The organism is Allobosea sp. CCNWLY174 (genome assembly GCF_037120455.1).
In the GTDB taxonomy this organism is placed as follows: domain Bacteria; phylum Pseudomonadota; class Alphaproteobacteria; order Rhizobiales; family Beijerinckiaceae; genus Allobosea; species Allobosea lupini.
In genome coordinates, this window is record NZ_JBBBBQ010000001.1 from 253854 (window position 1) to 267279 (window position 13426).

Genomic DNA, 13426 nt, shown 5'->3' on the forward strand with positions numbered 1-13426 from the left:
GCCTATGGTCCTGCGATCTCGTAGGTTCCGGACTTCCCGCCGGATTTATGCACGAGTCGGACGCCTTCGATATGCATGGCGCGATCGACCGCCTTCACCATGTCGTAGACAGTGAGGCAGGCGACGCTGACGGCGGTCAGCGCCTCCATCTCGACTCCGGTCTTGCCGGTCAGCTTGACCTCGGCGCGGACGCGCACGCCCGGCAGGGTTTCGTCGATCGACAGGTCCACGGAAATCTTGCTGAGCAGCAGCGGGTGGCAAAGCGGGATCAGTTCATGGGCGCGCTTGGCCGCCATGATGCCGGCGAGGCGGGCGGTGCCGAGCACATCGCCCTTCTTGGCCTCGCCGTCGCGGACGATCGCCAGGGTCTCGGCTTGCATCACCACATGGCCTTCGGCGATCGCTGTGCGGACAGTCTCGGCCTTGTCGCCGACATCGACCATATGGGCCTCGCCCTTCTGGTCGAGATGGGTGAGGCGGCTCACGCCGCCGCCTCGGCAGTCTTGCCGGTCAGAAGCTGGCGGGTCGCGGCCGCCACGTCCGCCTGGCGCATCAGGCTTTCGCCGACCAGGAAGGTGTTGACGCCGCAGGCCTGCAGACGGGCGATGTCGTCATGCGTGAAGATACCGCTCTCGCCGACCAGCAGGCGATCCTTGGGCACGCGCGGCGCCAGCCGCTCGGTGACGGCGAGGTTGAGCTCGAAGCTGCGCAGATCGCGGTTGTTGATGCCGACGAGCCGGGTGTCGAGCTTCAAGGCGCGCTCCAGCTCGGTTTCGTCATGAACTTCGGCGAGCGCGGCCATGCCAAGCGCTTTCGCCGTCGCGACGAGCTCGCGCGCGGCGGCATCGTCGAGCGAGGCCATGATGATCAGGATGCAGTCGGCACCCCAGCTGCGCGCCTCGAAGACTTGGTAGGGCTCGAACATGAAGTCCTTGCGCAGACCAGGCAGGCCTGAGGCGGCGCGCGCTTCGCCAAGATATTCCGGCCGGCCCTGGAACGAGGGCATGTCGGTCAGCACCGAGAGGCACGCGGCACCGCCTGCGGCATAAGCCTTGGCCAGCGCGGGCGGGTCGAAATCGGGGCGGATCAGCCCCTTGGAGGGCGAGGCCTTCTTGATCTCGGCGATCAGGGCCGGGCCGCCGGCGCGGTGCTTGGCTTCGAGCGCACCGACGAAGTCACGCGGCACGGGCTCAGCCGCTGCGCGCTTCTCGATTTCGGCCTGAGGAATCGCCAGCCGAGCAGCCGCGATCTCCTCGCGCTTATAGGCCTCGATCCGCCTGAGAATATCGGACATGGATGGCCTCACGCATTGGAACTGGCGACGAGGGCTGCGAGCGCGGCCTTGGCCTTGCCATTGTCCAGCACCGCATAGGCCTGCGCCAGCCCTTCGCCGAGCGTAGCCGCCTTGCCGGCGACGACGAGCGCGGCGGCGGCATTGAAAGCGGCGATGTCGCGGAAGGCGCTCTTCGCACCGCCGAGCACCTCCTGCAGCGCCTGCGCATTCTGCGCCGGCTCGCCGCCGCGCAGATCCTCGGGCTTTGCACGCGGAATACCGACATCCTCGGGCGCGATATTGAAGCTCTCGATCTTGCCGTCCTTCAGCGCGACGACGCGGGTCGGGCCGGTGGTGGTGATCTCGTCGAGGCCGTCGGAGCCGTGGACCGCCCAGACGGTATGCGAGCCCAGCGATTGCAGCACCTTGACCATCGGCTCGAGCCAGGTCTCGGAGAAGGCGCCGATGAGCTGCTGCTTGACGCCGGCCGGGTTCGAGAGCGGGCCGACCAGATTGAAGATGGTGCGGGTGCCGAGCTCGGTGCGCACCGGCGCGACATGGCGCATCGAGGCGTGGTGGGTCGGTGCGAACATGAAGCCCACGCCGGCCTGCGCGATGCAGCGCTCGGTGCCGGCCGCCTCCAGCCCGACCTTGACGCCCAGCGCGGTCAGCACGTCGGCGGCGCCGGAGCGCGAGGAGGCCGCGCGGTTGCCATGCTTGGCGACCGGGACGCCGCAGGCCGCGACGATGATCGAGGCGAGCGTCGAGACATTGTAGGAACCGGATGCGTCGCCGCCGGTGCCGACGATGTCGATCGCGTCGGCCGGCGCCTCGACGGTGAGCATGCGGGCGCGCATGGCGGTGACGGCGCCGGCGATCTCCTCGGTGGTCTCGCCGCGCACGCGCAGCGCCATCAGGAAGGCGGCCGCCTGCGCGTTTGTCACCTCGCCGGAGAGCATCGATTCGAAGGCGTCGCGGGCTTCCTCGCGCGACAGCGAGGCGCCGGTCGCGACTTTGGCGATGAAGGGTTTGAAGTCGTCCATGGGAACTCGATCGATCAGGCTGTCGCGGAAAGGGCGGCTTTGGCGTTCTGGCGCGACCATCGCTCGGCGAGATCGAGGAAATTGCGCAGGATCGTCGCGCCATGCTCCGAGGCGATGCTCTCGGGATGGAACTGCACGCCGTGGACGGGCAGGTCGCGATGCGACAGCGCCATGATCATGCCGTCGCCGGATTCGGCCTCGATGGAGAGCTCGGTCGGGCAGGTCTCGCGGCGGACGACGAGCGAGTGATAGCGCGTCGCCTCTAGCGGCCCGTTGATGCCGTGGAACAGGCCTCGCGCGCGGTGGGTGATGGTCGAGACCTTGCCGTGCATCGGCAAAGGCGCGCGCACCACTTCGCCGCCGAAGACCTGGCCGATCGTCTGCAAGCCAAGGCAGACGCCGAAGATCGGCTTCCTGTCGGCGCCCTCGCGTACGAGATCGAGGCAGATGCCGGCCTCGTTCGGTGTGCAGGGGCCGGGCGAGAGCACGATCGCGTCATGGTCGCCGGCGAGGGCGTCATTGACCGAGAGCGTGTCGTTGCGGTGCACGTCGACCTCCGCCCCAAGCCCACCGATCAGGTGGACCAGGTTCCAGGTAAAGCTGTCGTAATTGTCGATCAGCAGGATGCGCATCGTCTTGGGGCCGTCCCCACCCAGTTTCTTAAGGCTTGCACATGCCCCCGAACGCTCGTGCCGGTCAAGCGCGAGGGCGCGAAGCTGCTCGCTCCGCGCCCTCGAACGATTGTCGTCGGTATCGACGAACGAGGTTATTTCACTCGGCGATAATGCGCCGTCATGAACTGGACCCACTGGCCATCCTCGCCCTTGGCGCGCGAGGACAGGATGTGATGGTCCGGGCTCTTGACCTCGACGATGTCCTGATAGGCCGCCGTCTGGCCGGGCTTGGTGAAGTCGGGGCCTTCGGTGTCGAGGGTCAGCACTGTGCCATCGGCGCTGCGCGTGCCGGAGTAGACCCATTGACCGCTCATCATCGAGCCGATGAAGGAGCCGACATAGCGTTCCTTGAGCGGATCGTAGCCGAGCGTGATCCGGGTCTTCGCCGGGCTGCCATCGGGCATGCAGCCGGTGCCGTCGCCGACGAGCCAGAGCTCGCCGATCGACGAGTAGGACTGCGTGCCGGTCGATTTCATCGGAGGCTGGTCCGGACCCATCATGCATTCGCTCTCATAGGTCCATTCGCCGATGAGCTGGAGGAGCCAGTCATGCTCCGCCTGGGGCTTGGATGGCATGCAGCCGGAAAGGTCGCCGGCCTGCGGCTTGTCGAGTTCTGCTGCGTTGCTCATGGTTCTTCCTCCTTGGCTTTGCTTCTCTGGGGTGGACAGTCGAATGCGCCGTGGTCAGGCGGCGGCAGCAACCAGCTGCGGGCGCTCCGTGGCCTGCTTGAGCGCGGCGAGGCCCTTCTCGAAATCGCCGCCGACCATGCGGTCCATGTTGAAGATCGTGCCCATGACCTTGCCCATGAACGGGCAGGCGCCCTGCATGTGCCAGGTCACCAGCGTGCCGCCCTCTGCCGGGGTGAGGCTGAATGTGATCAGGTTGTGGCAGGCCATGGGCTTGGTCATGTCGAGCGTGATGGCGAGCTTGGTCGGCGCCTGGACCTCGACGATCGCAAGTTCGCCGGTGCCGGCCTGCTTGTTGCCGTCGAAGGCGTAGACGGCGCCGACGCCGGAGGTCTCGCCCTTGAAGCTGCGCTTCATCGCTGGATCCTTCTTCTCGTAGGGCGACCAGGCGCCCCATTTCCGGAAGTCCGAGAGCAGGGCGAAGATACGCTCGGGCGTCGCCCGGATCGTCGCGGAACGGCTGACCTCGAAGAGATCGGGCTTGCGTGCGGCGACAATGAGGAGGCCGGCGACAAGGGCGAGCACGGCGATGGCGAGATAGGTAAGCATGGCACTCTCCTGTGTGGGGTGGGTTCGCGGGTCAGGCGCCGAGACGGACGGGGATCAGGCGGCGCAGCCGCGGATCGCGCAGGTAAAGGCCGCCCCAGGCCAAGAGGCCGAGATAGAGGCCGAAGAGGAGATGGCTGAAGAGCGGGCTGCCGACGCGCAGATGCGTCGCCATGGCGCCGCCGAGCAGGCCGGTCAGCAGGATGGCCCCGAGCACCGACGTGCGCGGCAGCGCATACAGCAGCGCGATGACGAGCGTCATCAAGCCGAGCCCGCGCGCCAGCTCCTGCGAGCCGGAATAGCCAAGCTGCTGCATCGTCTCGGTGACGATGGCGAGTGGCGCCAGCTTGATGCCGCCGTCGAAGATCAGAAAGGCGACGATGATGCCGCTCATGATGCGCCCGGTCCAGAGCTGTCCGGCGGGCGTGGTGGGCAGGGTGGTGGACTGCATGGAAGCTCCGATTTGATAGGGCTCCGCCGGCCCGGATGTGCGGGCAGGTTTCGTCCGAGGTTCGGGGCCGGCGTATCCGGTATCTGCCACGAGGACGTTGGCGGTCCGGACGTACCGACAGAGCGAGATGAATTTTTTTCGAGCCGTCGGTTTGGTATTTATCTTGATGACAAGATAAATCTGACGTTGTCTCGATGTCAAGATATATTCATGATGCCCGCCACATGATCAGCGGAGGCCGCGATGAGCGATGATGCAGGGCAGGGCAGCGACCATATCGACCGGTTGCGCGGACAGTGGCAGCGCGAGTTACCGGAGCTGGATACCTCGCCCATGGCGGTGCTCGGCCGGGCCCGGCGGATCACGCTGCGGGTGCGGCCGGGGATCGAGGCGGTTTTCGCTCGCCATGGTCTCGATACCGGCGAGTTCGACGTGATCTCGACCTTGCGGCGGGCCGGAGCGCCCTGGCGGCTGACGCCGACCGAACTCTACCGCACGCTGATGATCTCCTCGGGCGGGCTCACGGCCCGCCTCAATCGTCTGGAGGCGGCCGGCCTGATCCGGCGGCGCGAAGCGGAGGAGGACAAGCGCAGTCTCCTGGTCGAATTGACCGAGGCCGGCCGCGCCAAGGCCGAGGCCACATTCCGCGAGGACATGGCGCTGGAGAAGCGTCTCCTCGCAGGCCTGAGCGCCCATGAGCAGGAGGATCTGGCGGCGCTGCTGCGCAAGCTCGCGCTCAGCCTGGAGGACGATGGCGCTGGCGCGAGCTAGCGTGGCCCGCTTCAGCCCGCCGCGGCCTGCCCGCTCTCGCGCATCAGCCGGTCGATATGCTGGCGGATATGGGCGGCCTCACTGGCCGAGCCTGCGAGCGCTATGGCGCGGTCGAAAATGGTACGCGCCTCGCGGTCGCGGCCGAGCTGCATCAGCAGCCAGCCCTTGAAGCCGAAGAAGTAGAAATAGCCCGAGAGTTGCTGTTCCAGCGGCTCGACCATGGCGAGCGCAGCTTCAGGCCCTCGCAGCTTGGCGACAGCGACGGCGCGGTTGAGCGTGATGACCGGCGAAGGCTGGATGTGCTCCAGCGTGGCGTAGAGGATGTCGATCTGGGCCCAGTCGGTCTCGCCCGGCCGCGCTGCGCGACTGTGGACGCCGGCGATCGCTGCCTGGAGCTGGTAGGGGCCGGGCCGGCGATGGCGCATCGCCTTGTCGACCAGCGCCAGACCCTCCGCGATCATCTCGCGGTCCCAGAGCGTCCGGTCTTGATCGTCGAGCAGGACGATCTGGCCGTCGGCGTCGAGCCTGGCCGGCGCACGGGCGTGCTGAAGCAGCATCAGCGCCAGCAACCCCATGATTTCCGGCTCGGTCGGGAACAGTCGCAGCAGCAGCCGCATCAGCCGGATCGCCTCCTCGCTGAAGGGGCGCCGCCGGTCGGCCTCGGCGCCGCTGGCCGAATAGCCCTCGTTGAAGACGAGATAGAGCATCGCCGCGACCGCTGCGAGCCGTTCGGCGCGCTCGATCGGGCCGGGAGTCTCGAAGGGGACGTGGGCTGCGGCAACCCGCGCCTTGGCACGGGTGATGCGCTGCTCCATCGCGCTCTCGCCGACGAGGAAGGCGCGGGCGATCTGCCTGACGCTGAGCCCGGAGACGATGCGCAAGGCCAGCGCGACCTGCTGCGTCGACGGCAGGTCGGGGTGGCAGCAGATGAACAGGAGGCGCAGGATGTCGTCGCGGTAATGGCCGCCGTCGAGCCGCTCGGCGACCTCGCTCTCGGCATCGCCGAGATCGGAGAGCCGATCCTCGTCAGGCAGCGCTTCCTGCTTCTTCTGGCGCCTGACCTGGTCGAGCGCGACATTACGACCGACGAAGATCAGCCAGGCGGCGGGATCGCGCGGCGGGCCGTTCTGCGGCCAGGTCTTGAGCGCCCGGAGGCAGGCCTCCTGATAGGCCTCCTCGGCGATGTCGAGATCGCGGAAATAGCGCAGCAGGGCGCTGATCGCCTGAGGGCGCGCCGACGTCAGCGCCGCATGGATCCAGGCGATCTCCGCCATGATCAGACTCCGGCCGGATAGTAGACAGCGAGCGGACGGACCTCGAAGGCCCCGCCCGGATTGGCCTCGCCGAGCTCGCGTGCGATGCCGAGCGCCTCGTCGAGATCGGCGACGTCGACGATGTAGAAGCCGAGGAACTGCTCCTTGGTCTCGGCGAAGGGACCGTCTAGAATCAGCGGCGGATCGCGATCCTTGCGCAGGGTCGTCGCGGCCGTGGTTGGCAACAGGCGCGCGACCGGGCCGAGCTTGCCTTCCTTGGCGATGCGCTGGCGGACCTTTTCGAGGCGGCCCATGACCTCCTCGTTCTGCTCCTTCGACCAGGCCGTGACGACCTCTTCGGAATGATAGCAAAGGATGGCGTAGTGCATGCGCAGCGCTCCGGTTCAGGCCAAGGACGTTCGGCCGGGCCGGCAGCCGACAAGGCCGCGCGAAAAAAATCAAGCTGCGAGCGCAGCGCATTCAAGCCATCTTCCCTCCCTCAGCCCTCATCCTGAGGAGCGATCGCAGATCGCGTCTCGAAGGATGCTTCAGCAGTGTCGAGAGCTTCCTGGAGCATCCTTCGAGACGCCGCTGCGCGGCTCCTCAGGATGAGGGCTGACGGATTTGTTGGAACGTTGCGTCACACCACCGGCGGGTTGAGCCGGGCGAAGCCCTCCTGGCGATGATAGGGGAAGGCCGGGTAGGGCGGCACCGTCACGCTCGCCTTGTCGAGCCCTTCGATCTGCTCCGGCGTCAAGGCCCAGCCGACAGCGCCGAGATTGTCGCGCAATTGCTGCTCGTTGCGGGCCCCGATGATCACCGAGGCGACGGTCGGCCGCTGCAGCAGCCAGTTGATCGCGATCTGCGGGACAGTTCTCCCGGTCTCCTTGGCGAGTTCGTCGAGCACGTCGACGATATCGTAGAGCTTCTGATCGTCGACTGGCGGGCCGAAATCGGCTGTCTGGTGCAGGCGGCTGCCTTCAGGCAGAGGCTGGCCGCGGCGGATCTTGCCGGTGAGGCGTCCCCAGCCGAGCGGGCTCCAGACGAGGGCGCCGACGCCCTGGTCGAGGCCGAGCGGCATCAGGTCGAACTCGTAGTCGCGGCCGACCAGCGAATAATAGACCTGATGGGCGACATAGCGCGGGAAGCCGTGCTTCTCGGCGATAGCGAGCGACTTCATCAACTGCCAGCCGGCGAAGTTGGAGACGCCGACCTGGCGGATCTTGCCGGCGCGGACCAGCGCATCGAGCGTCGACAGCACCTCCTCGATCGGCGTGAAGGCGTCGAAGGCGTGGAGCTGGAGCAGATCGATATGATCGCTGCCGAGCCGGCGCAGCGCGGCCTCGGTGCCGTCGATCAGCCGGCTGCGCGAGGAGCCGGCATCGTTCGGGCCATCGCCCATCGGCAGGGTCATCTTGGTCGAGATCAGGACCTTGTCGCGCCGGCCCTTGATCGCGGCTCCCAGGACCTCCTCGGAGGCGCCGTTCGAATAGACGTCGGCGGTGTCGAACAGGTTGACCCCGGCTTCCAGGCAGATGTCGACGAGGCGCGTCGCCTCCTTGGCGTCGCTGGTGCCCCAGTTGCTGAAGAGCGGGCCCTGGCCGCCGAAGGTGCCGGCGCCGAAGCTGAGTGCCGGGACCTTCAGACCGGAGCGGCCGAGATATCTGTAGTCCATGGTCGAAGTCCTTCTGTGAAGTCGTTGATATTCAAGCCTGCGGGCAGGAGGCGGGGGCCGGCTGCAGCGCCGCCTGCGGGCGCCTGTCGAGGCGCAGGCTGATCACGGCCAGGACCAGGCTCGCCAGCGGCACCAGGGCGGCGACCCAGGTCACGGCGCCCAGTCCCGGCCCGTGCTCGATGGTGACGCCGCCGAGCCAGGCGCCGAAGGCATTGCCGAGATTGAAGGCAGCGATGTTGAGGCTGGAGGCGAGATTACGCCCGGCAGGCCCGGCCTTGTCGAGTACGCGCATCTGCAAGGGTGCGACGGTGGCGAAGGCAGCGGCACCGATCAGGCCGACGAAGATCGTCACCGCGATGGGCGAGCGCAACGCCGCCGTCATCGCCAAGAGCACGATGGCGAGGGTCGCCGTGGTCGCAAGCAGGGCGACCGGCAGGTTGCGGTCGGCGAACTTGCCGCCGAGCATGTTGCCGACGATCAGGCCGAGGCCGAAGAGCAGCAGGATCGGCGACACGGCCTCCTGCGAGAAGCCCGTGATCTCGACCAGGATCGGCTGGATATAGGTGAAGACCGCGAAGACCCCGCCGAAGCCGAGCACGGTCATGGCGAGGCCGAGCAGCACCTGCGGGTCGGCGAGCGTCGCGAGTTCCCGGCGCAGCGGCGCGACCTCGACCTTGCCCTTGTCGGCCGGGACGAGACGGGCGAGCACCAGCATGGCGACGACACCGATGCCGGCGATGGTCCAGAAGGTGGCGCGCCAGCCGAAGTTCAGGCCGAGCCAGGCGCCGGCGGGCACGCCGAGCAGGGTCGCGATGGTGAGGCCGGTGAACATCACGGCGATGGCCGAGGCCTTCTTGTCCTCTGGCACGAGGCTGGTCGCGACGACCGAGCCGACGCCGAAGAAGGTGCCGTGCGCCAGCGAGGTGACGATGCGCGCCGCCATCAGCAGCCCGTAGCTCGGGGCGAGCGCACAGGCGATATTGCCGAGAGTGAAGATCGCCATCAGCAGGATCAGCACCTGCTTGCGCGGGAGCTTGCGGGTGGCCAGCGTCAGGACGGGCGCGCCGACGAAGACGCCGAGCGCATAGCCGGAGATCAGCAGGCCGGTCATCGCGACCGAGACCTGCAGGTCGGCGGCGACCTGCAGCAGCAGGCCCATGATGACGAATTCGGTGGTGCCGATGCCGAAGGCACCGGCGGTGAGGGCATAGACGGCAATGGGCATGGCAGGCTCCGGGCCAGGGGAGAGGAGATGATGCCCAGCCAGATGGTGCAATGCAGCGGATTGAACTAGGATGCCGCCCGTAACATCACTTGTGACTTGAGTTCACCATGGCAGCCCTGCTCAGCAACCGCTCCGGCGAGATGGAGGTGTTCGCGGCCGTGGTCGAGCGCGGTGGCTTCTCCGCCGCGGCCAAGCTCTTCGGCATGACGCCGTCGGCCGTGAGCAAGCTGGTCACGAGGCTGGAGGCAAGGCTCGGCGCCAGGCTGGTCAACCGCTCGACGCGCAAGCTGCAGCTGACCGCGGAAGGACAGGCCTTCCACCAGCGCTGCGTCACCATCCTCTCCGATATTGCCGAAGCGGAATGCGAGGCCGCCGCCGGGCGGGCGCCGCGCGGACGGGTGCGGGTCAACGCCAATGTCGCCTTCGGCAACCAGGTTCTGCTGCCGCTGGTGCCGGCCTTCCTGGCCGAGCATCCCGAACTCTCGGTCGATCTCGTCTTCACCGACCAGGTCGTCGACCTGATCGAGGAGCGGGCCGATATCGCGATCCGCGTTGCGCCCGGGCCCTTGCGCGGCAACCAGCTGATGGCGCGCAAGATCGGCGAGAGCGGCGTTGCCGTGGTCGCTTCCCCCGACTATCTCGCGCGCCATGGCGAGCCGAGGACGCCGGCCGATCTGGCGAAACACAACCTGATCGGCTTCAACTTCGCCCGCTCGGTCGAGGGCTGGCCGTTCCGAGTCGACGGCGCGCTGATCTCGATCGCGGCCGTCGGCAACACCCAGGTCGGCGACGGCGAGATCGCGCGCCAGCTCGCGGTTGCCGGAGTTGGCCTGGCACGGCTGGGACGCTTTCATACCCAGGCCGAAGTCGCCGCGGGCCGGCTGGTCACGGTGCTGGAGGACTTCAATCCCGGTGACATCGAGGTCATCCACGCCGTCTATCTCGGGCAGGGCGGATTCGTGCCGGCGCGGATGCGGGCCTTCATCGATTTCCTGGCCCGGAATGTGAATATCCGGGCCTGACAGCCTGAAACCTCAACTCAGCAGCAGGCTGTCGTCGGAGAGTTCCTCGCCGCGCACCTGCTTGAACAGGCGCAAGAGGTCGGGAACGTCCATCGCCTTGCGGCGCTCCCCGGCGATGTCGAAGACGACCTTCCCCTCGTGCAGCATCACGGTCCGGCTGCCATGGTCGAGCGCGTCGCGCATCGAATGGGTGACCATCAGCGCGGTCAGCTTCTGATCGTCGACGATGCGCCGGGTCAGGTCGAGCACGAAGGCGGCGGTGCGGGGATCGAGCGCGGCGGTATGCTCGTCGAGCAGCAGGGTCTTGGTTCCCGCCAGCGTCGACATCAGCAGGCTGACCGCCTGGCGCTGACCGCCCGACAGCAGGCCCATCGAATCGCCGAGGCGGTTCTCGAGGCCGAGGCCGAGGACCGCCAGCTTGTCGCGAAACAACGCGCGCCGCGAGCGGTCGAGCGCCGCGCCGAGGCCACGGGCGCGGCCGCGCGCCTGAGCCAGCGCCATGTTCTCCTCGATCGTCAGGCGTTCGCAGGTGCCTGCCATCGGGTCCTGGAAGACGCGCGCGATCAGCCCGGCGCGCTTTGGTGTCGGCCAGCGCGTCACGTCGATGCCGTCGACTTCGACCGTGCCGCGCTCGGCCCGGGCATCGCCGCTGAGGACGTTGAGCAATGTCGACTTGCCGGCCCCGTTCGAGCCGATCACGGTGATGAACTCGCCCTCGGGCACGGTGAGATCAAGGCCGCGCAGAGCGCGGTTCTCCAGCGGCGTGCCGCGCCCGAAGGTGACATGGACGTCCCGGACGCTGATCATGGCGCGCTCCGCTTGAACAGGCTGCGCAGCGGATTGGCGACGCCCGGCAGCATCAGGGCGATTCCGACCAGCACGGCGGTGACGAGGTTGAGGTCGGAGGCGCGCAGGCCGAGCCAGCCGGCGTTCAGCGCAAGCGCGATGGCGAGGCGATAGGCGATGGCGCCGATCAGGCAGGAGAACACCGCAACGACGATCGATCTGGTGCGGAAGATGGTCTCGCCGAGGATGACGGCGGCGAGGCCAGCGATGATCGTGCCGGTGCCGATGCTGACGTCGGCGAAGCCGGCCGTCTGCGCGAACAGAGCGCCAGCCAGGGCGACGAGGCCATTGGAAAGGGCGACGCCGACATAGATGTACATGTCGGTGCGGATGCCCTGCGCCCGCGCCATGCGCGGATTGGCGCCGGTCGCGCGCATGGCGAGCCCGAACTCGGTCTTGAGGAAGCGGGCGAGCAGGGCGGCGATCACGGTGACGATGATCACCAGCGCGAGCACGCGCAGGGTCGGGCGGGCTGGCAGCCCCATGGCAGCGATGAACGGGTTCAGCCAGGTGAAGAAATCGATCACCGTCGGCCGGTTCATCAGGGGGATGTTGGGCACGCCCATGACCCTGAGATTGATCGAAAACAGCGCCGTCATCGTCAGGATGCCGGCAAGCAGATGCAGGATCGAAAAGCGAATGTTGAGCCAGGCGGTGACCGTGCCGGCGAGGCAGCCGGCGACGATCGCCGCCAGCGTCGCAAAGACCGGATTGACGCCACCTGCGATCATCGCCGCCGCGACGGCGGCGCCGAGCGGCAAGGTGCCGTCGACCGTGAGGTCGGGAAAGTCGAGGACGCGGAAGGTGATGTAGACGCCGAGCGCCACGAGAGCGAACACCAGTCCGATCTCGATGGCGCCCAGGGTGGCGATGAGACTCATCGGTCGCCCTGCTTGCTCTGTTCCGGAAAGATTAGGCGGCCGAAGAGAGCGGCGGCGCGGGAACGCCGCCGCGCCTCAGATCAGTTGATCACCTGCTTGGCGCGGGCCTGCACGGCCGCCGGGATCGTCACGCCCATGGCGGCGGCCGCCTTGGCGTTGATGACGAGGTTGCTGCCGCTGGCGTTCTTGACCGGGATCGTGCCGGGCTTCTCGCCCTTGAGGACGCGCACGACCACAGCGCCGGTCTCGACGCCGACCTGAAAATAGTCGAAGCCGATCGAGGCGACCGAGCCCTTCTGGACCGACTCGGTGTCACCGGTGAAGACCGGCAGCTTGTTGTCGGTGCCGACGGCGAGCACGGTGCCGAGCGCCGAGATGATGGTGTTGTCGGTCGGCAGGTAGATTGCGTCGACCTTGCCAACGAGATTCTGCGCTGCGCCGGAGACATCGGCGGTGCGGCCGGCCGAGGCCTCGACGATCTGGAGGTTGCGGGCTGGCGCCAGCGCTTTCACGGCGTTGAGCAGCGCGACACTGTTGGCCTCGCCGGGATTGTAGACGACGCCAATCTTCTTGGCAGACGGCACCAGCTCCTTGATCAGGTCGAACTGGGCCTCCAGCGGCGAGAAGTCGGAGATGCCGGTTACGTTGCCGCCGGGCGCCTGCCTGTCCTTGACGATCTGGGCGGCGACAGGATCGGTCACGGCGGTGAAGACGACGGGAATCGTCTGCGTTGCCGTGACCATCGCCTGGGCCGAAGGGGTCGCGATCGCGACGATTACGTTCGGGTTCTCGCCAGCGAATTTCTGGGCGATCTGGGCTGCCGTCGCCGGCGAGCCCTGCGCCGATTCATAGCGGAAGGTCAGGTTGGTGCCGTCCTTGTAGCCGGCCTCCTCCAGCGCCTTCTTGACGCCGTCGCGGGCGGCGTCGAGCGCCGGGTGCTCGACGATGGCGGTGACGGCGACCGTCACCTTCTGGGTCTGCTGGGCGATGGCGGCCGTGCCGGCCAGAAGCGCCAGGGCAAGACCGCTGCCGATCATGGTTGCGCGCAAACGCATGGTTTCCTCTCCATTTGTCGCCGAG

The 13426-nt window shown here is 67.5% G+C and carries 16 protein-coding genes; 2 read left to right on the top strand and 14 right to left on the bottom strand.

The window, feature by feature from the left end:
- Window positions 1-2: 2 nt before the first annotated feature.
- The 7 genes from moaC to V7S63_RS01255 all read right to left on the bottom strand — a co-directional run bounded on the left by moaC (window position 3) and on the right by V7S63_RS01255 (window position 4673).
- Window positions 3-485, bottom strand: coding sequence for a cyclic pyranopterin monophosphate synthase MoaC (moaC, locus tag V7S63_RS01225; RefSeq protein ID WP_336528929.1), 483 nt, complete (start codon window positions 483-485; stop codon window positions 3-5).
- On the bottom strand, window positions 482-1294 hold the full coding sequence (gene trpC, locus V7S63_RS01230; protein ID WP_091828752.1) for an indole-3-glycerol phosphate synthase TrpC: 813 nt from the start codon (window positions 1292-1294) through the stop codon (window positions 482-484). The genes moaC and trpC overlap by 4 nt, the downstream gene beginning before the upstream one ends.
- 8 nt (window positions 1295-1302) lie before the next feature.
- On the bottom strand, window positions 1303-2316 hold the full coding sequence (gene trpD / locus V7S63_RS01235) for an anthranilate phosphoribosyltransferase (protein ID WP_336528930.1): 1014 nt from the start codon (window positions 2314-2316) through the stop codon (window positions 1303-1305).
- Window positions 2317-2330: 14 nt separating this feature from the next.
- Complete coding sequence (locus tag V7S63_RS01240; protein ID WP_336528931.1) at window positions 2331-2948, bottom strand: anthranilate synthase component II; 618 nt, start codon at window positions 2946-2948, stop codon at window positions 2331-2333.
- A 134-nt stretch (window positions 2949-3082) separates the two neighbouring features.
- Window positions 3083-3619, bottom strand: a complete 537-nt coding sequence (locus tag V7S63_RS01245; RefSeq protein WP_199777381.1) for a DUF1579 domain-containing protein — start codon at window positions 3617-3619, stop codon at window positions 3083-3085.
- Window positions 3620-3673: 54 nt separating this feature from the next.
- Window positions 3674-4225 (bottom strand): SRPBCC family protein, encoded by a 552-nt coding sequence (locus V7S63_RS01250; RefSeq protein ID WP_336528932.1) that lies wholly within the window; start codon window positions 4223-4225, stop codon window positions 3674-3676.
- Window positions 4226-4256: 31 nt separating this feature from the next.
- On the bottom strand, window positions 4257-4673 hold the full coding sequence (locus V7S63_RS01255; protein WP_091828758.1) for a DoxX family protein: 417 nt from the start codon (window positions 4671-4673) through the stop codon (window positions 4257-4259).
- Window positions 4674-4916: 243 nt separating this feature from the next.
- Between V7S63_RS01255 and V7S63_RS01260 the strand changes: the two genes are divergently transcribed.
- Window positions 4917-5444 carry a MarR family winged helix-turn-helix transcriptional regulator gene (locus V7S63_RS01260; RefSeq protein WP_336528933.1) on the top strand — a complete coding sequence of 176 codons (528 nt, stop codon included), beginning with the start codon at window positions 4917-4919 and terminating at the stop codon, window positions 5442-5444.
- 11 nt (window positions 5445-5455) lie between these two features.
- Here the strand turns inward: V7S63_RS01260 and V7S63_RS01265 are convergent, their stop codons facing one another.
- The 4 genes from V7S63_RS01265 to V7S63_RS01280 form a co-directional block, all read right to left on the bottom strand.
- Complete coding sequence (locus V7S63_RS01265; protein ID WP_336528934.1) at window positions 5456-6718, bottom strand: RNA polymerase sigma factor; 1263 nt, start codon at window positions 6716-6718, stop codon at window positions 5456-5458.
- Window positions 6719-6720: 2 nt separating this feature from the next.
- Window positions 6721-7086: a YciI family protein gene (locus V7S63_RS01270; RefSeq protein ID WP_336528935.1), complete on the bottom strand. Its 366-nt coding sequence runs from the start codon at window positions 7084-7086 to the stop codon at window positions 6721-6723.
- A 251-nt stretch (window positions 7087-7337) separates the two neighbouring features.
- A complete protein-coding gene (locus V7S63_RS01275; protein WP_336528936.1) occupies window positions 7338-8372 on the bottom strand; it encodes an aldo/keto reductase in 1035 nt (344 codons plus the stop codon).
- Between the two features lie 31 nt (window positions 8373-8403).
- Window positions 8404-9597: an MFS transporter gene (locus tag V7S63_RS01280; protein WP_336528937.1), complete on the bottom strand. Its 1194-nt coding sequence runs from the start codon at window positions 9595-9597 to the stop codon at window positions 8404-8406.
- A gap of 107 nt (window positions 9598-9704) precedes the next feature.
- Between V7S63_RS01280 and V7S63_RS01285 the strand changes: the two genes are divergently transcribed.
- Window positions 9705-10619: a LysR family transcriptional regulator gene (locus tag V7S63_RS01285; RefSeq protein ID WP_336528938.1), complete on the top strand. Its 915-nt coding sequence runs from the start codon at window positions 9705-9707 to the stop codon at window positions 10617-10619.
- Window positions 10620-10631: 12 nt separating this feature from the next.
- Here the strand turns inward: V7S63_RS01285 and V7S63_RS01290 are convergent, their stop codons facing one another.
- The 3 genes from V7S63_RS01290 to V7S63_RS01300 form a co-directional block, all read right to left on the bottom strand.
- Window positions 10632-11426, bottom strand: coding sequence for an ABC transporter ATP-binding protein (locus V7S63_RS01290; protein ID WP_336528939.1), 795 nt, complete (start codon window positions 11424-11426; stop codon window positions 10632-10634).
- Window positions 11423-12346, bottom strand: coding sequence for an ABC transporter permease (locus tag V7S63_RS01295; protein ID WP_336528940.1), 924 nt, complete (start codon window positions 12344-12346; stop codon window positions 11423-11425). Before V7S63_RS01295 ends, V7S63_RS01290 begins: the two co-directional genes overlap by 4 nt.
- An 80-nt stretch (window positions 12347-12426) precedes the next feature.
- Window positions 12427-13401 (bottom strand): ABC transporter substrate-binding protein, encoded by a 975-nt coding sequence (locus V7S63_RS01300; protein ID WP_100960485.1) that lies wholly within the window; start codon window positions 13399-13401, stop codon window positions 12427-12429.
- Window positions 13402-13426: the final 25 nt, after the last annotated feature.